This window comes from Mesorhizobium sp. LNHC229A00 (genome assembly GCF_000502415.1).
Lineage (GTDB): Bacteria > Pseudomonadota > Alphaproteobacteria > Rhizobiales > Rhizobiaceae > Mesorhizobium.
The window spans coordinates 1-20,220 of sequence record NZ_AYWQ01000033.1; the positions used below are offsets into that span (position 1 = coordinate 1).

Annotated in this window: 23 protein-coding genes and 1 pseudogene; 14 read left to right on the forward strand and 10 right to left on the reverse strand. The window is 63.9% G+C overall.

What is annotated here, in order from left to right; all coding sequences use genetic code 11:
- Nucleotides 1–379 precede the first annotated feature (379 nt).
- From X742_RS141350 to X742_RS141340, 3 genes are all read left to right on the forward strand, one after another.
- A complete protein-coding gene (locus tag X742_RS141350; protein WP_023775361.1) occupies nt 380–694 on the forward strand; it encodes a co-chaperone GroES in 315 nt (104 codons plus the stop codon).
- 62 nt (nt 695–756) lie between these two features.
- The gene (gene groL / locus X742_RS141345) at nt 757–2,385 is read left to right on the forward strand and encodes a chaperonin GroEL (RefSeq protein WP_023775362.1); all 1,629 of its coding nucleotides are present in this window, start codon (nt 757–759) and stop codon (nt 2,383–2,385) included.
- 192 nt (nt 2,386–2,577) lie between these two features.
- Nucleotides 2,578–3,075, forward strand: a complete 498-nt coding sequence (locus X742_RS141340; RefSeq protein WP_023775363.1) for a GAF domain-containing protein — start codon at nt 2,578–2,580, stop codon at nt 3,073–3,075.
- Here the strand turns inward: X742_RS141340 and X742_RS141335 are convergent, their stop codons facing one another.
- The 4 genes from X742_RS141335 to X742_RS141320 all read right to left on the reverse strand — a co-directional run bounded on the left by X742_RS141335 (nt 3,076) and on the right by X742_RS141320 (nt 7,177).
- Nucleotides 3,076–4,140, reverse strand: a complete 1,065-nt coding sequence (locus tag X742_RS141335) for a YeiH family protein (protein WP_023775364.1) — start codon at nt 4,138–4,140, stop codon at nt 3,076–3,078.
- Nucleotides 4,141–4,275: 135 nt separating this feature from the next.
- Nucleotides 4,276–4,662 (reverse strand): ester cyclase, encoded by a 387-nt coding sequence (locus X742_RS141330; protein WP_023775365.1) that lies wholly within the window; start codon nt 4,660–4,662, stop codon nt 4,276–4,278.
- Nucleotides 4,663–4,778: 116 nt separating this feature from the next.
- Nucleotides 4,779–6,218: a PAS domain S-box protein gene (locus X742_RS141325; protein ID WP_023775366.1), complete on the reverse strand. Its 1,440-nt coding sequence runs from the start codon at nt 6,216–6,218 to the stop codon at nt 4,779–4,781.
- A 65-nt stretch (nt 6,219–6,283) separates the two neighbouring features.
- Nucleotides 6,284–7,177, reverse strand: a complete 894-nt coding sequence (locus tag X742_RS141320) for a LysR family transcriptional regulator (RefSeq protein ID WP_023775367.1) — start codon at nt 7,175–7,177, stop codon at nt 6,284–6,286.
- Nucleotides 7,178–7,318: 141 nt separating this feature from the next.
- Here X742_RS141320 and X742_RS141315 point away from each other — a divergent pair, with 141 nt between their 5' ends.
- The 6 genes from X742_RS141315 (at nt 7,319) to X742_RS141290 (ending at nt 11,962) form a co-directional block, all read left to right on the forward strand.
- Nucleotides 7,319–7,714: a cupin domain-containing protein gene (locus X742_RS141315; RefSeq protein WP_023775368.1), complete on the forward strand. Its 396-nt coding sequence runs from the start codon at nt 7,319–7,321 to the stop codon at nt 7,712–7,714.
- Between the two features lie 44 nt (nt 7,715–7,758).
- The gene (locus X742_RS141310) at nt 7,759–8,100 is read left to right on the forward strand and encodes a carboxymuconolactone decarboxylase family protein (RefSeq protein ID WP_023794477.1); all 342 of its coding nucleotides are present in this window, start codon (nt 7,759–7,761) and stop codon (nt 8,098–8,100) included.
- A 2-nt stretch (nt 8,101–8,102) separates the two neighbouring features.
- Entirely contained in the window at nt 8,103–9,092 is a 990-nt protein-coding gene (locus tag X742_RS141305; RefSeq protein WP_023775370.1) for an aldo/keto reductase, read from the forward strand.
- A 252-nt stretch (nt 9,093–9,344) separates the two neighbouring features.
- A complete protein-coding gene (locus tag X742_RS141300; RefSeq protein WP_023775371.1) occupies nt 9,345–9,809 on the forward strand; it encodes a GNAT family N-acetyltransferase in 465 nt (154 codons plus the stop codon).
- 16 nt (nt 9,810–9,825) lie between these two features.
- Nucleotides 9,826–10,209 carry an ACT domain-containing protein gene (locus X742_RS141295; protein ID WP_023775372.1) on the forward strand — a complete coding sequence of 128 codons (384 nt, stop codon included), beginning with the start codon at nt 9,826–9,828 and terminating at the stop codon, nt 10,207–10,209.
- A gap of 319 nt (nt 10,210–10,528) precedes the next feature.
- Nucleotides 10,529–11,962 carry an aldehyde dehydrogenase family protein gene (locus X742_RS141290; protein ID WP_023775373.1) on the forward strand — a complete coding sequence of 478 codons (1,434 nt, stop codon included), beginning with the start codon at nt 10,529–10,531 and terminating at the stop codon, nt 11,960–11,962.
- 63 nt (nt 11,963–12,025) lie between these two features.
- On the opposite strand, the gene X742_RS141285 is transcribed toward X742_RS141290, so the two are convergent.
- Nucleotides 12,026–12,910, reverse strand: coding sequence for an AraC family transcriptional regulator (locus tag X742_RS141285; protein WP_023775374.1), 885 nt, complete (start codon nt 12,908–12,910; stop codon nt 12,026–12,028).
- 271 nt (nt 12,911–13,181) lie between these two features.
- On the opposite strand from X742_RS141285, the gene X742_RS141280 reads away from it, so the two are divergent.
- On the forward strand, nt 13,182–13,592 hold the full coding sequence (locus tag X742_RS141280) for an MbcA/ParS/Xre antitoxin family protein (protein ID WP_023775375.1): 411 nt from the start codon (nt 13,182–13,184) through the stop codon (nt 13,590–13,592).
- The gene (locus X742_RS141275; protein ID WP_023775376.1) at nt 13,586–14,284 is read left to right on the forward strand and encodes an RES family NAD+ phosphorylase; all 699 of its coding nucleotides are present in this window, start codon (nt 13,586–13,588) and stop codon (nt 14,282–14,284) included. The genes X742_RS141280 and X742_RS141275 overlap by 7 nt, the downstream gene beginning before the upstream one ends.
- 50 nt (nt 14,285–14,334) lie before the next feature.
- Here the strand turns inward: X742_RS141275 and X742_RS141270 are convergent, their stop codons facing one another.
- Entirely contained in the window at nt 14,335–15,207 is an 873-nt protein-coding gene (locus tag X742_RS141270) for a LysR substrate-binding domain-containing protein (RefSeq protein WP_023775377.1), read from the reverse strand.
- Between the two features lie 57 nt (nt 15,208–15,264).
- Between X742_RS141270 and X742_RS141265 the strand changes: the two genes are divergently transcribed.
- Nucleotides 15,265–16,014 carry a sulfite exporter TauE/SafE family protein gene (locus X742_RS141265; protein WP_023775378.1) on the forward strand — a complete coding sequence of 250 codons (750 nt, stop codon included), beginning with the start codon at nt 15,265–15,267 and terminating at the stop codon, nt 16,012–16,014.
- A 31-nt stretch (nt 16,015–16,045) separates the two neighbouring features.
- On the opposite strand, the gene X742_RS141260 is transcribed toward X742_RS141265, so the two are convergent.
- Nucleotides 16,046–16,615 carry a DUF308 domain-containing protein gene (locus tag X742_RS141260; protein ID WP_023775379.1) on the reverse strand — a complete coding sequence of 190 codons (570 nt, stop codon included), beginning with the start codon at nt 16,613–16,615 and terminating at the stop codon, nt 16,046–16,048.
- Between the two features lie 204 nt (nt 16,616–16,819).
- On the opposite strand from X742_RS141260, the gene X742_RS141255 reads away from it, so the two are divergent.
- Nucleotides 16,820–17,731 (forward strand): AraC family transcriptional regulator, encoded by a 912-nt coding sequence (locus tag X742_RS141255; protein WP_023775380.1) that lies wholly within the window; start codon nt 16,820–16,822, stop codon nt 17,729–17,731.
- A gap of 37 nt (nt 17,732–17,768) precedes the next feature.
- On the opposite strand, the gene X742_RS1000000176255 is transcribed toward X742_RS141255, so the two are convergent.
- Nucleotides 17,769–17,999, reverse strand: a complete 231-nt coding sequence (locus X742_RS1000000176255) for a universal stress protein (protein WP_023775381.1) — start codon at nt 17,997–17,999, stop codon at nt 17,769–17,771.
- Nucleotides 18,000–18,066: 67 nt separating this feature from the next.
- Nucleotides 18,067–18,216: pseudogene (locus tag X742_RS1000000176260) on the reverse strand (universal stress protein); the annotation flags it as partial.
- Nucleotides 18,217–18,465: 249 nt separating this feature from the next.
- Between X742_RS1000000176260 and X742_RS141250 the strand changes: the two are divergent.
- Nucleotides 18,466–19,047 carry a histidine phosphatase family protein gene (locus X742_RS141250; protein WP_023775382.1) on the forward strand — a complete coding sequence of 194 codons (582 nt, stop codon included), beginning with the start codon at nt 18,466–18,468 and terminating at the stop codon, nt 19,045–19,047.
- 131 nt (nt 19,048–19,178) lie between these two features.
- On the opposite strand, the gene X742_RS141245 is transcribed toward X742_RS141250, so the two are convergent.
- Nucleotides 19,179–19,580 (reverse strand): VOC family protein, encoded by a 402-nt coding sequence (locus X742_RS141245; protein ID WP_023794497.1) that lies wholly within the window; start codon nt 19,578–19,580, stop codon nt 19,179–19,181.
- Nucleotides 19,581–20,220 lie beyond the last annotated feature (640 nt).

The window sequence follows — 20,220 nt, forward strand, 5'->3', positions numbered from 1 at the left end:
GCCGTCTTGATCTCCCTGGCCCTCGCCTCGGACATGTATTCGGCGGTTGCCTTGTTGCGTTCCGCGGTTTTCTTCTGCTTGTCGACAAAGCGGGCTTCAGCTTTTTGCATGATCGTCTGATTGCCGTCGGCCATTGAAGAAATCTCCTTGCGCATGAAATCGTGAAAGCGAACTTGTCCGATAAATAGGCGCTCGACCGGAAAAATTCAATTTTCGAAAATATTTGGCTGACTTCGGATATCAGGAAACCGGGTGCGAAACTAATACTTCCAACATTTAATTCCGTCCCCCGATAAATTTTGGCACTCCTATCTATCGAGTGCCAAACCGCCTATAGAGAGGGCGCGGCCGCCTATGCCGGCCGCAGAAAGAAGTTCCCATGAAGTTCCGTCCACTCCACGACCGCGTCGTCGTCCGGCGCGCCGAAGGCGACACCAAATCCAAGGGCGGCATCATCATTCCCGACAATGCCAAGGAAAAGCCTGCGGAAGGCGAAGTCATTGCCGTCGGCCCAGGGGCACGCGACGAAAACGGCGCGCTCGTTCCGCTCGACGTCAAGGCCGGCGATTTGATCTTATTCGGCAAATGGTCGGGCACCGAGGTCAAGATCGACGGCGAAGACCTGCTGATCATGAAGGAAGCCGACATTATGGGCGTCATCGAAAGGGCTGTCGAAGCCAAGAAGGCCGCCTGACTGGAGCGCCGCGCGTTCGGCGCGGCGGCTGGCCCCCCTCAAACTCGATTGGATAAAAAATCATGTCTGCCAAGGAAATCAAATTCTCCACCGATGCGCGTGACCGCATGCTGCGCGGCGTCGAAATCCTCACCAATGCGGTGAAGGTGACGCTGGGTCCCAAGGGCCGCAACGTCATCATCGACAAGGCTTACGGCGCTCCGCGCATCACCAAGGATGGCGTCACCGTCGCCAAGGAAATCGAGCTTGCCGACAAGTTCGAAAACATGGGCGCGCAGATGGTGCGCGAAGTGGCCTCGAAGACCAACGACCTTGCCGGTGACGGCACCACGACAGCCACGGTGCTGGCCGCTTCGATCCTGCGCGAAGGCGCCAAGCTGGTCGCCGCCGGCATGAACCCGATGGACCTGAAGCGCGGCATCGACCAGGCCGTTGCCGCCGTCGTCGGGGAAATCAAGGCGAAGGCCAAGAAGGTCAAGTCGTCGGCCGAGATCGCGCAGGTCGGCACCATCGCCGCGAATGGCGACGCCAGCGTCGGCGAAATGATCGCCAAGGCAATGAACAAGGTCGGCAATGACGGCGTCATCACGGTTGAGGAAGCCAAGACCGCCGAGACCGAACTCGACGTCGTCGAAGGCATGCAGTTCGACCGCGGCTATCTCTCGCCCTACTTCGTCACCAATGCAGACAAGATGCGCGCCGAGCTCGAGGATCCCTATATCCTCATCCACGAGAAAAAACTCGGCAATCTCCAGGCGATGCTGCCGATCCTCGAAGCGGTGGTGCAGGGCGGCAGGCCGCTGCTGATCATTTCAGAGGACGTCGAAGGCGAGGCGCTGGCCACGCTGGTCGTGAACAAGCTGCGCGGCGGCCTCAAGGTCGCGGCCGTCAAGGCGCCGGGCTTCGGCGATCGCCGCAAGGCGATGCTGGAAGACATCGCGGTGCTCACATCGGGCCAGATGATTTCCGAGGATCTCGGCATCAAGCTCGAAAACGTCACCATCGAGATGCTCGGCCGCGCCAAGCGCGTGCTGATCGAGAAGGACACCACCACGATCATCGACGGCGCCGGCACCAAGGCGACGATCCAGGCGCGCGTCGCCCAGATCAAGGGCCAGATCGAGGAGACCACCTCGGACTACGACAAGGAAAAGCTGCAGGAGCGGCTGGCCAAGCTGTCGGGCGGCGTTGCCGTCATCCGCGTCGGCGGCGTCACCGAGTCGGAAGTGAAGGAAAAGAAGGACCGCATCGACGACGCGCTGAACGCGACGCGCGCTGCGGTCGAGGAAGGCATCGTGCCAGGCGGCGGAGTGGCCCTGCTTCGTGCCCGGTCGGCGCTATCGGGCCTGAACGGCGCCAATGCGGATGTCACCGCCGGCATCTCCATCGTGCTTCGCGCGCTTGAGGCGCCGATCCGCCAGATCGCCGAGAATTCCGGCGTGGAGGGCTCAGTGGTCGTCGGCAAGCTCGCCGACAGCAAGGACCACAATCAGGGCTTCGACGCTCAGAACGAGACCTATGTCGACATGATCAAGGCCGGCATCGTCGACCCGGCGAAGGTGGTGCGCACCGCATTGCAGGATGCCGGCTCGATCGCGGCCTTGCTGATCACCGCCGAAGCGATGATCACCGACATCCCGCCGAAGGATGCGGCGCCGGCGGGTGGTGGTGGCGGCATGGGCGGTTACTAGGGCGGCAGCTGGAAGGGCAGCCAGGTCTCGCGAGGTTGGCGCAATGGAGCGCTGCCTTGCGTGAGCATCCGGCGGCTGTCCTGATCTTGCGGCTTTCGCTGTGGTTGGGATTCACGGTAGACTGTTTCGGTGGGCCGTTGGTGCGGAGCTAACTCATCGACGGAACCGCGATTCCCAGTTTGGAGACAAGTCATGTTCGCGGCCCAGGCCATTGATATCTCAGACAAGGCCGCGTTCTACCGCGGCCTTGTCAAGCAATTGAAGGCTCTGCTCGAGGGCGAGCACGATTCGATCGCCAACGCCGCCAACACCGCGGCGCTTATCTTCCAGATGGTGCCCGACCTCAACTGGGCCGGCTTCTATTTCCTGGCATCGGACGAGGAGTTGGTGCTGGGCCCCTTCCAGGGCAAGCCGGCCTGCGTGCGCATCGCCGTCGGCCAGGGCGTATGCGGCACGGCGGTCGAGCTCGGCACCTCGATGCTGATCAAGGACGTGCATGATTTCCCCGGCCACATCGCCTGCGACGCCGCCTCGCGCTCCGAGCTGGTCGTGCTGCTCGAGGACGAGGAGGGCGTTTTCGGCGTGCTCGATCTCGACAGCCCGCTGCCCGGCCGCTTCGACAGTGCCGACCAGGCCGGCATCGAGGCGCTGGCGGCGATCTATGTCGCGGCGAGCTCGTTCCAGGACTAGTTAGCCCGAGACCTTCACCAGCATCAGGCTGAAGCCGCCGATGAACAGGAAGGCGCAGAAGGCGAGCGCCAGCGGGCGCAGGCCGCGCGAGCGCAGTTGCGAAATGTCTGCCTGCAGTCCCATGGCGGCCAGCCCCATGGTGAGCATGATGGTGGTGGCCAGCACCACCGCCTGCTTCACTTCGGCTGGTATCATGACCAGGCTGTTCAACGCCACGACGGCGACAAAGGCGGCGACGAACCATGGCATGGGCGGGCGTGCAGCTGCCTGGTCGCTGCTCCCGCGGCGTGCCATCAGGCCGAGCGCGACGACCATCGGCGCCAGCATGGCGACACGGGTCAGCTTGGCGACGGTGGCGATCTCGCCTGACTGGGGGCCGTTCTGGAAACCGGCGCCGATGACCTGCGCCACCTCATGGATGGAGGCGCCGGCCCACAGTCCGAAGGCGTGCTGGTCGAGGCCGAGCAGTGGCGCCAGCACCGGGAAGCCGAGCATGGCGACGGTGCCGAACAAGGTGATCGAGGCGACGGCATAGGTGACGTCCTCGTCGCGCGCATTGGTGACGATGTTGGTGGCGACGATCGCCGAGGCACCGCAGATCGAGGTGCCGGCGGCGATCAACTGCGTCAGCTTGGCGTCGACGCCGATCAGCCTGCCGAGCGTGATGGTGAAGACGAAGGTGGCGCCAAGGGTCAGCGCGACGATGCCGACGCCGCCGGCGCCGATCGAGACCACCTGGCCAAGCGTCAGCTGGAAACCGAGCAGCACGATGGCGAAGCGCAGCAGGCGCTTTTGCGAAAAGCCTATGCCGGCCTTGGCGTGCACCGGTGTGCCGAGCACGTTGGAATAGATCATGCCGGCGACGACGGCCAGGATCATCGGGCTGAACAAGGCGAAACCGGACACATTGCGGGCCGAGAAGGCAACGGCCGTGATCATCGCCACCAGCACGATGCCGGGAATGACGCCGTTCCCCAGGGAATCGAGGCGCTTGCGGCGCTGGGCCAGATTCGCGGAAATCGGGCCTTTCGGAATACCGTTCGCGATGTAGGTCTGGGAAGACAATGCAATTCTCCGTGCGAGTACCACGGAGAAATGTCATTCCAAGACTAATCTTTCCAACGAATTATTTTCGTTAGAACGATCGATTTTTACGAACGGTCTTAGGCACGCTTCGAAAAGCTGACAAAAGGGGCCGGCCTACAGCTGCGCTTCGATCGCCGCCTTGTCGATCACCGACCAGACGTGCCTGATCCTGTCGTCGAGAAACTCGTAGAAGACGTTCTCACTGAAGGACACTTTCCTGCCGTTGACGGGCAGGCCGAGGAAAGTTTCCTTCGGCGTGCAGTTGAATTGAAGGCGGCTGGCTATGAACGGCGCATCGGCGATCAGCAGCTGGATGTCGAAATAGAGATCGGGAATTGCGCGAAAATCCCGCTCCAGCATGTCTCGGTAACCCGGCAGGCCGACCCGGTCGCCATTGTAGTGCACCTCCTGGTGTACGAAGCGGTCCAGGCTCCGCCAGTCCTGGGCGTTGAGGCAGGCGATGTAGCCACGATAGTTCTTGGCAAGATCTTCATCGGTCATCGCAGGCTCTCCGTGCTTTGGCCAACCGCATGTCTTCCACGACTGTTCCGGACGGCGAGAAATGTTTGTTCGGGGAAGACATAGAGCGGCGATGCCGGAATGCGAGTGCGGCGGCATCAGGGAAGGACTTCGAATTCCGGTCCGCCGATCACCTCGTCGATCCCTCGTGGGTCGACGTGCTCGCTGTCCACCGAGGCTTCGAGCTGCGACAAGGGTGCTTCAAGGATCCAGGTGACGCCGTGGCTGTCATATTCGAGAACGCCGGTGCCGCTTACCGCTGCTGGAGCGACGCGCTGGAGCACAACGGTGCCGAAACCGCCATGGCCGATGTTCTGCACCTGAGGACCATCGCGCTCTTTCCAGATCAGCTGGAACCGTTTCAGGTCGCCTGCCTTGCTCACCTTCCATTGCACCGATATCGTTCCCTCGGCGGCCGAAAGTACGCCATATTTGGCGGAATTGGTCGCCAGTTCATGAAACGCGATGCCGAGATACTGAACGGCATTGGGGCTCAGCGTCAGGGAAGGGCCAGCCATGGAAATCCGTTCCTCGTTGCCGAACGGTTTGGCTTGTGCAAGGAGCAGCTCGAAAATCGTCGCGCCTCGCCAGTCGCCGGACACCAGCAGGTCGTGCGAGAGCGACAGTGCCATGATGCGCTCGCGCACCTGGCGTTCGAACTCCGCCGGTGTCGAGGACCTCTTGCTGGTCTCGCGGATCATAGAGATGATGACGGAATACTGGTTCTTGACCCGATGGTTGACCTCGCGCATCAGCATGCGGATGCGATATTCGCTCTCCTTGGCTGTCGAGATGTCGCGGGCGATCTTGGAGGCGCCGATGATCTGGCCGACAGCATTGCGTACGGGCGAGATCGTCAGGGATACGGGCACCAGGCTGCCGTCCTTGCGACGGCGGATGGTCTCGTAGGTCTCGACCCGCTCGCCTTTGCGGATGCGCTCCAGTATGCGCGGCTCCTCGTCCAGATGGTCATCGGGTATCAGCATCGTCACGGATCTGCCGACCGCTTCGTCGGTGGTGTAGCCGAACAGGCGTTGGGCGCCTGAGTTCCAGCTCTTGATGACGCCGTTCAAATCCTTGCTGACGATTGCATCGAAGGAGGATTCCACGATGGCCGACAGATGATGCCTGGCCTCGTCGGCAAGATGCCGGTCGGTGAGGTCGAACAGCATGTTGACGGCGCCGACCAGCCTGCCCTGATCGTCATGGAGCGGGGTGGGATAGGGAAGGAAGGGCACGCGCGTGCCGTCGGGACGCTGCGAGATGGCCGACTGATTTCTGATCGGCCGGTTCTCCCGCAACGCAACGGCCATCGGGCATTGGTCGTGCGGCAACACCTGCCCGTCGGTCGTGAACAGCTTGTGCGTCACGCACCACTGGTCTTTTCCGAGCTCGGGCTCGCGCCCGGCAAAATCAGCCGCGGCCCGGTTGAAATAGGTGATCCTGCCATCGCTATCGGTCGTGTAGATGGCGACGGGAAGATTATCGAGGATTTGATGGGATAGATCGAGCGTCGAGCTGTTCGACAGGTCCGTCATGCGCAAGGTTCCATTTAACCACCGTGAACGTCGTCGGGTTGAAACGGTTCCGCTGGACCTGTGGGCTAGCCGCGATAGCGCAGCGCATCGACCAGAAGCGTAAAGGCGGGCGTCGCCTGGCGGCGGCTGGGATAGTAGAGGTGGTAGCCGGGAAACGGAGGGCACCAATCGGCCATTAGCCGCAACAATCGGCCATCGGCGAGATGCGCCGTCACTTGGTCCTCCGGAAGATAGGCGAGGCCGACGCCGGCCAACACGGCATTCATGCGCAGCCCCGCCGTGTTGAAGATCAACTGGCCGTCGACGCGCACCTTCAGTTCGCGTCCGGCCTTCTCGAATTCCCAGGCGTAGAGCCCGCCATGGGTCGGCAGGCGCAGTTTGATGCAATTGTGATCGGTCAGGTCCTGCGGCGTGCGCGGCTTCGGCCGTCTGGCGAAGTAGGCCGGCGAGCCGACCACCGCCATGCGCATGTCGGGACCGATCCGCACCGCGATCATGTCGCGCGCCACCTGTTCGCCCAGCCGTACGCCGGCGTCGTAACGCCCGGCCACGATGTCGGTCAGGCCGTAGTCGACGACGATCTCGACCCGGATGTCGGGATATTGCGGCAACAGCCGGGCGATGGCCGGCCACAGGACCGTGTCGGCCGAATGTTCGCCGGCGGTGATGCGGATGGTCCCGGCGGGCTTTTCTCGCAATGCGCTCAAGGCGGCGAGCTCACTCTCGATCTCATCAAGCCTCGGTCCGACGGTGCGGGCCAGGCGTTCGCCGGCTTCGGTCGGCGAGACACTGCGCGTCGTGCGGGTCAATAGCCGCACGCCCAGCCGCTCTTCCAAGCTCCGCAAGGCATGGCTGAGCGCCGATTGGGATACGCCAAGCTTGGCCGCCGCCCTGGTGAAGCTCTTCTCGCGCGCGACGGCGAGGAAGGCGGTCAACTCATTCAGATTGTCGCGTGGCATTGATGAATTTATCTCATAAGTACATGCCGGATATAGCAGCTACTCCTGACTATCGCAGCCCCTAAATAGATCGCCATCGGCCGAACACGCCGGCGCTCCTGGCCTAGCGGCCATGTCCCGGCATCACGAAAGGACGGAAACGTGGAGATCACACGAAGCGGCTCGCAGCACTCGGCGAAGGGGCCCGCCGAATATTTCACCGGCGCGGTGCGCATCGATGCACCCTTCAAGGGCAGCGACCCGGCCCGCGTCGGCGGGGCCACCGTGACCTTCGAGCCCGGCTCGCGCACGGCCTGGCACACGCACCCGCTCGGCCAGACGCTTATCGTTCTGTCTGGCGCCGGTCTGGTGCAATGCGAAGGCGGGCCGATCCAACAGATCCGTCCCGGCGACATCATCTGGTTCGCGCCCGGAGAAAAGCATTGGCATGGGGCGTCGCCGACAACGGCGATGAGCCATATCGCCATTGCCGAAGCGCTCGACGGCAAGGTCGTCGACTGGATGGAGCATGTCACCGACGAACAATACGGGATTTGACCGACCAGGCCCCGTCCTCACCGATGACAAAGAAGGAGACCCTGATGACCCATGCCCCAGCGCTTCCCAAAAGCCCTTTCTCCGACATCGCTCCAGCACTCGGCACCTATACCGACGAGGTGCTTTTCGGCGACGTCTGGAAACGCTTCGGCCTCTCGCCGCGCGACCGCGGCCTCGTCACCGTCGCCAGCCTGGTCTCGGGATACCGGATCAACGAGATGCCGTTCCACATGAAGCGGGCGCTCGAGAATGGCGTCACCCCGGATGAGCTCATCGAGGCCATCACGCATCTTGCGTTCCATGCTGGATGGCCGCCGGCAAGCACTGCGATCGGCATCGCCCGCAAGGTCTTCGAACAGGCCGACGCCGAGAAGAAGGGACACTGACGATGCAAAAGCGCACACTTGGAAACAGCGGCCTCGAAGTCTCGGCCATCGGGCTGGGCTGCATGGGCATGAGCCAGTCATATGGGCAGCCGATGGCGACACCGGATGCAGTCCGTCTGATCCGGGCGGCATTCGAGCGCGGTGTCACCTTCTTCGACACGGCGGAGGTCTACGGACCGTTCAGGAACGAAGAGGTCGTCGGCGAGGCGTTGCGGCCAATCCGCGACCAGGTGGTGATCGCCACCAAATTCGGCATCGACATCGCCGGTGCGGCCGGGCACCAGGGCATGGACAGCCGGCCGCAGCATATTCGCGACGTCATCGAGGCCTCTCTCAAACGGCTGAGGACGGACTACATCGATCTTCTCTACCAGCATCGGGTCGATCCGGTCGTGCCGATCGAAGAGGTGGCTGGCGTGGTGAAGGACTTGATCAGCCAAGGCAAGGTGAAGCATTTCGGCCTCTCCGAAGCGGGCGTGCGCACCATCCGCCGCGCTCATGCGGTGCAGCCGGTCGCCGCGCTTCAAAGCGAATATTCGCTCTGGTGGCGTGAACCGGAGGAGGCGATCCTGCCGGTCCTCGAGGAACTGGGAATCGGCTTCGTGCCTTTCAGCCCGCTGGGCAAAGGTTTCCTTACCGGCGCGATCAACGCCAGGACGACGTTCGACGCCAACGATTTCCGTAACAGCGTTCCGCGGTTCACGGAGGAAGCCCGCCAGGCAAACCAGGCACTGGTCGACGCCATCGTCGCGATCGCGGCCGACAAGAACGCGACATCGGCACAGGTCGCTCTTGCCTGGCTGCTGGCGCGGAAGCCCTGGATCGTTCCGATCCCAGGCACGACCAAGCTAAACCGCCTTGAGGAAAACATCGGATCTCTTGCCGTTGCACTGACCGCTGAGGATCTTCGCAATATCGAGAACGCGGTCTCGGCGATTGCCGTTCAGGGAGAACGATACTCTCCGCAACAGGCGGCGAGGATCGATCGCTGAGGGTCGCTGAATCAGGTCCGGCAGCCCGGCGACCGATGCCTTCGGTGTCTTGACGCGGGACCGTTGCTGCTCCAGCTTGCCGCCATGTTCGTTCCCGCGCCCCTCGTCACCAAGCGACGCCGCTCCCGCCCAGCACGAAGCGGCACGCTGATTGCGCGACGACAAAGGCCGGCAAGATAAATCCGGTTCGTTCGTTTTCAGCCCCGCCCGCGACCACAGCCGGCGGGGTTTTTCCATGCCTGGAGCACTGTCATGGCCATCAAGTCCACCATCCGGTTTCGGCCGGCCGAAACCGCCGATGCCGCCACCATCCGCAACATCGTGCGTGCCGCCTATGCCAAATGGGTGCCGGTGATCGGGCGCGAGCCGCTGCCGATGCGTGCCGATTACGACAAGGCCGTCGCCGAGCATCCATTCGAACTCGCTGTCGAGGACGGCCGCATTGTCGGCATGATCGAGACCACGCTGGCCGACGATCACCTGTGGATCGAGAATGTCTGCGTCGCGCCGGAGGCGCAGGGCAGGGGCATCGGCCGGCTGCTGCTGGAGCGTGCGGAAACCAAAGCGCGCGAGGCAGGCCGCCCGGAGCTTCGCCTGTTGACCAATGGCGCCTTCGAAGCCAACGTGTCGCTCTACAAGCGGCACGGCTATACAATCGACCGGGAAGAGCCGTTCATGAATGGCGTGACGGTTTATATGAGCAAGAGGTTGGCATGACGATCGGAGCGCGACGATGGCTGCCAGGATAACGCTGAAGCAACTGTCCGGGCTCTATGCGATTTCGCGGCTCCAAGCCGCTGACGGCATCCCCGGCTGGGCGGACGGACCAGGTTTCGTCAGCATCACCAGGACCGACGACGAACTCTCGATCACCTGCCTTCAAGACCGCGTGCCGGATGCCGTCAAGCATGACCGCGATTGGGTCGCCTTCAAATTGCAGGGGCCGTTTGCGTTCGACGAAACCGGCATCGTGCTGTCCGTCATCAGGCCGCTGTCGGAAAACGGGCTGGGCATCTTCCTGGTATCGACCTTCGATGGCGACCACCTGCTGGTGAAAGCGTCAGACGAGCCCGCGGCAAGAGGCTTGCTGGGCGAAGCCGGGCATACGCTGCTATAGTCCGCTCATCGCTGGTCCAGCCCTTTTGCTCAACGAGTGGCGCGCTGGCTCAACCACTGGCGCGCTGGCTCAACCACCTCGGGGGTTGCGTTTGACACCGCCGTTTGTGCATCGTTATTTCTAGCCAGATATCACGGCCTGACCGGCCATGCGGCACCCCAAGGAGAGACCNTTTGCTCAACGAGTGGCGCGCTGGCTCAACCACTGGCGCGCTGGCTCAACCACCTCGGGGGTTGCGTTTGACAGCGCCGTTTGTGCATCGTTATTTCTAGCCAGATATCACGGCCTGACCGGCCATGCGGCACCCCAAGGAGAGACCATGTCACACGATCTGCAGTTCTACATCGATGGCGCGTGGGTCGATCCTGTCGTGCCCAGCACGCTCGACGTCATCGATCCATCGAACGAGGACGCTTTCGCGCGGATTTCGCTCGGCTCCAGGGCCGATGTCGACAAGGCAGTGGCCGCCGCCAAGCGCGCCTTCAACACATATGGCTTCACCGCGGTCGAGGAGCGCCTCGACATTCTCAACCGCGTCATCGAGGTCTACAAGAAGCGCAGCAAGGACCTGGCGATCGCCGTGTCGCGCGAGATGGGCGCGCCGCGCCAGATGGCGCTCGACAGCCAGGTCGGCATAGGCTTGGCGCATCTGGCCAAGATGGCCGAGACGCTGAAGAATTTCCAGTTTCGCCATGTCAAGGGCAACCATCTCGTGGTCAAGGAGCCGATCGGCGTCGTCGGCCTGATCACGCCGTGGAACTGGCCGCTGAACCAGATCACCTGCAAGGTCGGTCCGGCACTCGCCGCCGGCTGCACCATGGTCCTGAAGCCGTCGGAGATCGCGCCGCTCGACGCCATCATCTTCGCCGAGATCATCGACGAGGCCGGCGTGCCGAAGGGCGTGTTCAACCTGGTCAACGGCGACGGCCCTGGCGTCGGCCAGGCGCTGTCCAGCCATCCCGACATCGACATGATGTCGTTCACCGGTTCGACCCGGGCAGGCATATTGGTGGCCAAGGCGGCCGCCGACACCGTCAAGCGCGTGCATCAGGAGCTTGGCGGCAAGTCGGCAAACATTCTGTTCCCGGATGTCGACCTCGCCACCGCCGTCAGCAAGGGCGTCGCCGGCTGCTTCAGCAACAGCGGCCAGTCCTGCAACGCGCCGACGCGCATGTTCGTGCCGCGCGACCGCCACGACGAGGCCGCGGGATATGCCAGGACGGCGGCGGAAAAATTCACGGTCGGTCCGGCCGACAGCGCCAACACCAAGCTCGGCCCCGTCGTCAGCCAGGTCCAGTACGACAAGATCCAGGACCTGATCCAGAGCGGCATCGACGAGGGTGCCACGCTGGTCGCCGGCGGCCCTGGCCGCCCGGCCGAACTCAATCGCGGCTACTATGTCAGGCCGACCGTGTTCGCCGACGTCACCCACGACATGCGCATCGCGCGCGAGGAGGTTTTCGGGCCCGTGCTGGCGATCCTGCCCTACGACACGGTCGAGCAGGCTGTCGAGCAGGCCAACGACACCGTCTACGGCCTTGCCTCCTATATCCAGGCCAAGGACCTGCAGAAAGCGCGCGAGGTCGCGGCGCGCATGCGCTCGGGCAATGTCTACATCAACTATCCCCAATGGGACGCCGGCCTGCCCTTCGGCGGCTACAAGCAGTCGGGCAACGGCCGCGAATACGCCGAATACGGGCTCGAGGACTTCCTCGAGATCAAGGGCATCGCGGGCTATGAGGCGGCGGAGTAGTGCAGGACTTCGGGCCGGCGCAACGCCGGCCCGGTCAGAAGGGACAGTCCCCGCCATAGAGCGCTATTTCAGCGGCAGAAACAATTCGCAGACCACATCAGGCACCGGCACGCTCGGGAACATCGAAAAGTGCCGTTGGCAATAGATCGGGAAGTCACGCGCTTCCTGGCCGCTGGCGGGAAGCCAGTCGCGATAAAGGTAGAGCGCGGCCGGCTCCAGATTGTTGGTATTGTGGACGACGCGCAAAACGGCGCAACGTCCGCCGGGGATCACACCAGCCTTCATCTGCTCGTCATCGGCGTCGATCGGCAGGCCAGTCCCGACACACAGGTCCATGCTGTAATCGGCTGGGTTGGCGGGAATCCTCTCGGAACGGAAAACGTTGAAGGTCGGGCTCGTCTCCGGTGACAGGCCGGCGGCCTTGCGCCAGGCGATGAACCGCTGGATGGTGTCGCCGAGTGTGGCCCGGTCGCCTCGATGTTCCATGATCGCTACCGGCGTCGGGGGCACATCGCGGATAGTCACGTCGTCGTGGTCATAGGTAATGTGCATGAGCTTGCTCCTCGCATTGTCCATAGGCCCGAAGGCCGCAAGCCACGGTGCCCAGTCGGGCGACTTCCGGAACGATGAAGGAGACTGCCCGAACCGTTGCCGAAAGGCGCGGGCGAAGGCGTCCGGTGCATCGTAACCGGCATCCATTGCTATATCCGTGACGCTTTCGGCATCCCTGAAGGCCAGCCGGTATGAAGCGCGCTTCATGCGGGCAAGCTGGACATAACGATGCACGGACAGCCCGAAGGTTGCCGTGAACTGCCGGTGGAAATGGTATTTGGAGAATGCCGCGATGCCGCTCAAAGCGTCCAGGTCCAGATTGCCGTTCAAATGCTGGTCGATATGATCCAACACTCTCTGCATCCGGGCATGGTAGTTTTGAAGCGCCGCCTTCATCTTCCGTCCTCCGTGGCAGCACCAGCTAAAGCGTACGCGGACATGACGCGCTCGACCGATCTTGCGGTTTGTCACGGGTCGCGGAACCGGGCCAAGGACCGTCTAGGGGCACGCCCGACCTTAGTTGGAAATCCAACCACCGGGGAGATTCGACTGTACTTATATTGTTCGGACCACTAATCCGCCATCAGTGCGGTCTTCACCAGCAACGGCGCCTCGCCTTGCCAATTGGCATATACGTGCTATATATCTGCCATTAGCGAGTCTAGACATGCAGCTTCAAGCCATCACCGCCACACCGGCCACGGTCGGCTCAGCCATTTCGGATGAAGAGGCAGGCGCCTTGGCGCGTACCACGGTCAATCTGTTCAAGGCCTGGAATCTCACCGACTTCGAGGCCTGCGTCCTGCTCGGCGGCATTTCGGCGCGCACCTGGGCGCGGTGGAAGGAGGGCGGCATCGGCCGGATCGACCGCGACCTGCGCACCCGCATGGCGCATCTGATGGGCATCCACAAGGGGCTTCGCTACCTCTTCACCGAGCCGGCGCGCGGCTATGCCTGGATCCGCAAGCCCAATGCCACCTTCGGCGGGCAGTCGGCGCTCGACCTGATGCTGCGCGGCGACCTTTCCGATCTGGCGGCGATGCGCGAATGGCTCGACGCGGAGCGTGGTGCATGGTGAGTGGGCTCGCGGTCCGGCGCCGCGTCCACTGGCCCCAGACCTATCGCATCATCCGCTCCATCCATCCGCCGATCGATCTCTTCGAAGACATCGCCGATCCGCGCGACTGGGACGCGCTCGCCGCCGTCGAGGAGAAGACCAACCCCCGCATCCGGCTGGAGCTTGGCGATCTCGGCAAGGTGCCGGCCGCAAGGCGGGTTTCCGGTCCCGGCGCCAGTTTCGTCATGGCGCCTTTCGTGCATTGTTCCCTACTTCGGCCCGGCCGTTTTTCGGACGGCAGCTACGGCATCTACTATGCCGGCGACAGCGAGGACGTGGCGCTGGCCGAAACCATCCACCATCACCAGAAATTCATGCGCGCCACCAAGGAGGCGCCCGGCTGGACGGCCGATTTCCGCGTGCTGATCGGCAGCGTCGATCGCGACCTCGACGACGTCAACGCCGTGCCCGGCGTGCGCGATCCCGACGACTACACGGCGTCGCAGGCGGAAGGGCGGGCGCTCAGGGCCGCCGGCAGCGACGGGCTGGTGTGGAACAGCGTGCGCATGCCCGATGGGGAGTGCATCGGCATCTTCTGGCCCGACGTCATCGGTGTCCCTGTTCAAGGCCGCCACTACAGTTACCACTGGGACGGCGGCCGCGTCGATTTCGTGCGCCTGCACGACACGGGCAAGGTGCTGGAAGTCGTGTGAGCGAAGGCCGCTGCGGCGACCAGTCCCAAGCCTTTACCTGATCGACAGGTTCACACCAGCGCCGCCGCCAGCAATTGCGCCTGCGGCGTCAGCGCCTCGAAGTTTCGGGCGCACAAATTGAGCTGGCGCGTGGCCCAGTCGTCGCCGAGCCGCAGGCCGCGCAGCGCGCGGGCGGAACGGCGCGCGGCACTTTCTGGTATGATGGCGATGCCGGCCCCTTGCGAGACCAGCCGGCAGACATTGTCGAGGCCGGGCACGCGGATGCGGAAGTGCAGGTGGCCGCCGAGCCTGGCGGCCTGGCGGGATATATGCTCCTGCAGGGGGTGGCCGGCGCTCAAGCCGACAAAGGCTTCGCCCAGAATGTCGGCGAGGCTGACGGTATTTCCTTCGAGGCCGGGCTGGGTCCGCGCGGCGATCACCACGAGCCGGTCGACGAAGAACGGCTTCTGCTCGAGATGCGAAAGGCCGGCCCATGTGGCGGCGATGCCGAGATCGGCCGCACCGTTCGCCACCGCCTCGGCGATCTCATGGCTGGGGCGTTCGTCGAGGTCGATGTCGATGCCGGGATGCGCGGCCAGGAAGGCCGGAAGTGTGCCGCGCAGCAGCTCGCTGGTCGCCGCCGTATTGGCCATCAGCCGCACGCGGGCGCGCAGGCCCGTGGCATAGGCGCCGAGGTCGCCGGCCATGGCCTCGATCTGGTTCTGCACCGCGCGCGCATGGTGAAGCAGCGCCTGCCCGGCCGCCGTCGGCACCACGCCGCGCCGACGCCGCTCCAGGAGGGGCGCGCCGAGGCTTTCCTCCATGCCCTTGATGCGCGCGCTGGCCGAGGCCAGCGCCAGGCCGGCGAGTTCGGCCCCATGCGTGATACTGCCGCGTTCGGCGACCAGCAGGAAGAGCCGGAGGTCGGTGAGGTCGAAGCGCATTTTCCGCTCCTGAAAAGCCGGCGTGCCCCAAGGTCCATCCATGCCGAGCTTCCATCCATGCTAAGCATCGGGGCCATCGCCTTGATCGGCGCCGTCTTCCTCGCTGCCGGTCTCGTCAAGGGCGTGGTCGGCATGGGGCTGCCCACCGTGGCGATGGGCCTGCTGGCGGTGACCATGCCGCCGGCGCAGGCAGCCGCCCTGCTGTTGATCCCGTCGCTGGTCACCAATCTCTGGCAATTGTTCACCGGTCCGTCGTTCGGCGGGCTCTTCAGGCGCCTTTGGACGATGATGGCCGGCGTTGTCATCGGCACCGTCGCCGGCGCGGGCCTGCTGACCGGCGCGCACACGATGATTGCCTCGGCAGCGCTTGGCGCTGCACTGGTGCTCTATGCCCTTCTCGGCATGGCCAAGGCCGGCTTCACCACGCCGGCGCGCCATGAGGCCTGGATATCGCCGCTGGTAGGCGTGGCGACCGGACTGGTCACGGGCGCCACCGGCGTGTTCGTCATTCCGGCGGTGCCTTACCTGCAATCGCTGCGGCTGCACAAAGAGGATCTCGTCCAGGCGCTCGGCCTGTCCTTCACTGTTTCGACCTTGGCTCTTGGCCTGGGGCTGTTCAGGGCCGGGGCGCTTATCTCGCCGACGGCGCATCTGACGGGATCGATCCTTGCCCTGGCGCCGGCGCTGGCCGGCATGTTCATCGGCCAGGCGCTGCGCCAGCGGATGAGCGTCGAGACCTTTCGCACGGTGTTCTTCGCCGGGCTGCTGGCGCTCGGGCTCTATCTCGCGCTGGACGCTGCGCTGTAAACACCGAGGCCAGGCCCGCCGCACAGCAGGATCAAGTCGTAGGCTTGCGTGTCTGCGTGACGGCCAGCCATACGGCCGAAACGAGGAAATAGAAGGCACCGAACGCGGCATAGGGCGCGATGTCGGTGATGCCAGGCGTCGCGGTGCCGATGGCCTGTTTGATGAAGAAGCCACCGGCAAGCGCTGACTGCGCACCGCTCAGCACCATCGCCCATTGCGCGCCTGCCCGCCAACGGCGCACGCCGGTCGCAAGCTGGAACAGGCCGGAGAGAACCGCCCACGCGCCGAACACCCCCAGAACCGCGTGCGGGCCCTGTTCAAGTGCGATGACGACGGCAATGGCCGTGATCGTGCTGACCGCCGCGTTGAGCGCCTGGCTGGGATTGGCTTTCAAGCCGCCGCTGCGCCGCGCGTCCAGAATATTGGCAATAGCGTCCCACAGGGGATAGGCGACCAGGAGGAGCGCCGAGACCGGCGGCGCGCTTTTGCCAAGGGTGAAGGCGGCCGCTACCCAGGCGACTGAAAAGCCGGCCCGAAGGAAATAATAGGACTTCAGCCACTGCGATGCGGCGCCAGGCGCCTGGATGGTTTGAGTGCTCATTGGAATTCCCTGTCTCGTTGGTTGGACCGCGCTTTACCCGCTTGATCGATTTGGTATCACGTCCGCCGGGTTGGATGATTGGAACAGCCCGTTCTCGCTGCCTTGGCTACGGGAATGGTTTTGATCCGAGGAAAAAACGGCGCATAATCAGCACGAAATGCGCTATCGTCGTAAGGAATGTAGGGGAGCCGGCCGGTCGCATCCATGATGGAATCGCCTGAAAATTTGACCATTCTTCCGGATGGGGGGCCGCGTGCCGGTGTCTCCGGGGACCTTCTCTCGCATGTGCTGGCGCAGATCAGGCTTACCGGCGACGAGGTTTTTTCACGCACGCTGGCACAGGCGGAGCAACTCGATCTCGACGAGGGCCAAGCCCATATCGTCGTGGTGACCGTCGGCGCGCTGCGCATGGAGAGTGGGGATCAGGCCCCTGTCGTCATAGAGGCCGGCGACCTCGTGCTCCTGCCTCGCGGTCCCGGCGCGTTGCGGCTGGTGGCGTCGCATCCTCGGGTGGCGATCGTCGCGTGCCGCTTCTGGTTCGATCCGGACAGCCTGCGGGGAATGATCTTCGCCTTGCCGCGATGCATCCATATCGAGCGTGCCCAGGGGGCAGGGTGGGTCGATGGAATGCTGCCTTTCCTGATGGTCGAAACCAGCGACGCCCAGCCCGGCGCGGCTTTGATGATTTCCCGCATCATCGACCTCATGGTCATCCGCACCTTGCGTAGTTGGGTCCATGAAGGACGCGCCACGGGCTGGCTCGGCGGCCTTTCGGATGCACGCATCGCCCGTTCCCTGAAAGCCATTCACGAAAGGCCGTTGCAGCGGTGGAGCATCAATGAACTGGCCGACAAGGCCGGCATGTCCCGTTCCAGCTTCTGCGAGCGCTTCGCCGCTCTCGTCGGGCGCTCGCCGCTGCGCTACCAGAATGAGTGGCGGCTGGGCCTGGCCCGCGATCTGCTGGCTAGGCGAGACGCACGCGTGGGTGAGATCGGCTTGCGCATCGGCTACGAGTCCGAAGCCGCCTTCAGCCGCGCCTACAAACAGCTCTTCGGGCATCCGCCACGGGTTGAATATGCCCTGGCGAATGAAGCCGCACCGGCGAAGCCGCGCTGACCGATGGCGCCAGCTTGAAGATATCGGGTTGCGGCCGCTACCGCACCACCAGCACCGGGATCTCGGTGTAGGACAGCACTTCCGCCGTCTGGCTGCCCAGAAGCAGCCTGCCGAGGCGACGGCGGCCGTGCGAGGCCATGACGATCAGGTCGCGGCCTTGCGCCCGCGACAGTTCCAGGATCGCTTCGGCCGGCCTTTTGTCCTCGACATGAACCAGCGTGGCGGACACGCCGGCGTCGTCGGCGGATGCCTTGCATTTGTCGAGCACTTCCTTGCCATAGCGGCGCTTCCTCCTGATAGATGACCAACTCGTCGCCGGCGGCGTAGCCGGCCATGGCGCCGCCCCACGCGAAGATCGGGAATTGTTCCGAGACGATAACGAAGGTGACGGCGGCGCCGATGCCCTTGGCCAGTGTGAGGCCCTGGGCGACACCCTTGTCGGCCAGGTCAGAACCGTCGGTGGCGATGAGCAGATGTTTGTACATGATGGTGTTGCCTGTCGTGCCTGATGACTATCCAACAGAGAGATAGTTATGCCGCACGCTCAATCATTGTGCCATTGCGGGGGGAATCAGGGCCAGGCGAGGTNTATCCAACAGAGAGATAGTTATGCCGCACGCTCAATCATTGTGCCATTGCGGGGGGAATCAGGGCCAGGCGAGGTTTCGCCATTACCCCGGATTCCCCTTTCCCGCATCGTCCTCTAAGGTGCCGCCGACATCGAAAGGCATCCCATGAGCAACGCGTTTCCGCAGATCCATCTGGTCCGGCATGGCGAGACGGCATGGAGCCTTTCGGGGCAGCATACCGGGCGCACCGACATGCCGCTAACGCCGGCCGGCGAGGCGGCCGCGCGGGGTGTTGCGGAGCGGTTGAAAGGCCTATCGTTCTCAGCCGTCTGGTCGAGCCCCTCGCAGCGCGCCTACGATACCAGCGTGCTTGCCGGCTTTGGCGCGACAAGCGTCAAGATGGACGATCTGCAGGAGTGGGACTACGGCGCCTATGAGGGGCTGACGACCAAACAGATCCTGGCCGAGCGACCGGGCTGGAACGTCTTTCGCGACGGCTCTCCGCAAGGCGAGGTGGCGGCCGATGTCGGCACCCGCGCCGACAGGATCATCGAGCGCTTGCGCAAGGCCAATGCCGACATACTGATCTTTTCCAGTGCGCACTTCCTGCGCGTGCTCGCCGCCCGCTGGCTCGGCCTACCGCCGGAAGACGGGGCCCTGTTCGTGCTCGACACGGCCAGCATCAGCGTGCTCGGCTACGAGCATGATTTCGGCGAGCCGGTCGTGCGCAGGTGGAACCTGAAATAGGGGGGTGGCAGGCTTAGCGCCGACGTCAATCGCTTCGTCATCCTCGGGTCTCCGCGACGCCGCTTCGCGGCTGCTTCGCCCTGTTATGCCGAACCGGGGGAGGTCTGGGCTAATTCCGAATACTGGGCTGATTATTTGTCAAACTTCCGGATCGCCTCGGCGGTGACGGGCTGGAAGAAATTCACCAGATTGCCATCGGGGTCGCGAAACAGCAGCGAGCGGTTTCCCCAGGGCATGGTGGTCGGCTGCTGCACGGTTGTGCTCTTGATGAGGTTCGATAGCCGGGCAAATTCGGCATCGACATCGCCGACGCGGAATTCGAGGATGGCCGTGTGGTTGTCGGCGGGGCGGGCGATGTCGCCGCCGAACAGCATCAAAGTGCGCGTGCTGCCGATCGCCAGCGTGCAGGCCGGCGTCTCCAGTTCGGCGAAGTCTTCCGTGTATACCGTCACCGGCATGCCGGTGATTTCACCATAGAAGCGCACTAGGCGCTGGACATCTGATGTGATGATGCGGACTGAGACGAAATTCATGGCATTGGCTCCTTGATCGCTGAAGCCGCAAGCGGGCTCCCAGCCGATCAATAGACCAGGGCTCCTGCCAGCTTTCTGTCAGGAGACGGGTTGCGACGGTGATGCGCTCGATTCGGACCAGACCGGCGGCAGGCCAAAGGCGGCGAACAGATCGGGCCCGAGCCGGCCGACATAGACGGTCAGAGTGGCGATCGCGCCGCCGGCCGGCTCGATGATATGCAGCGACTGCGCGCGCCATTCATCCTGATGGCGCCGCGCATAGATCGCGACCGCGGGCTGGCCGTTGGCTCGTGTCGCCACAGCGCGATAGCTGGCGAAATTGCCCCACACGGTCCTGAAGAAGCCGTGGATCGCCTGGCGCCCCTGGTACCAGTCGTGCCATGGCGGCATATGGTAGGTGGCATCCTTGCGCAGCAGCTCGACGAAGCCGTCGAGATCGGTCGCCTGCCAGGCGCTGACATAACGTTCCAGCAACAGGCTCTCTCGCTGGCTGGGTTCCGACCGCCGCAAGGGCCGGCCTTGCGGATAGCGCGCGCCGAGCGTCGCGCGCGCCCGCTGCAGGGCACTGTTGATCGACGCGATGGAGCCGCCCAGCAATTGCGCGGCCTCCGCCGCGGACAGATCGGAAGAGCACACGTCT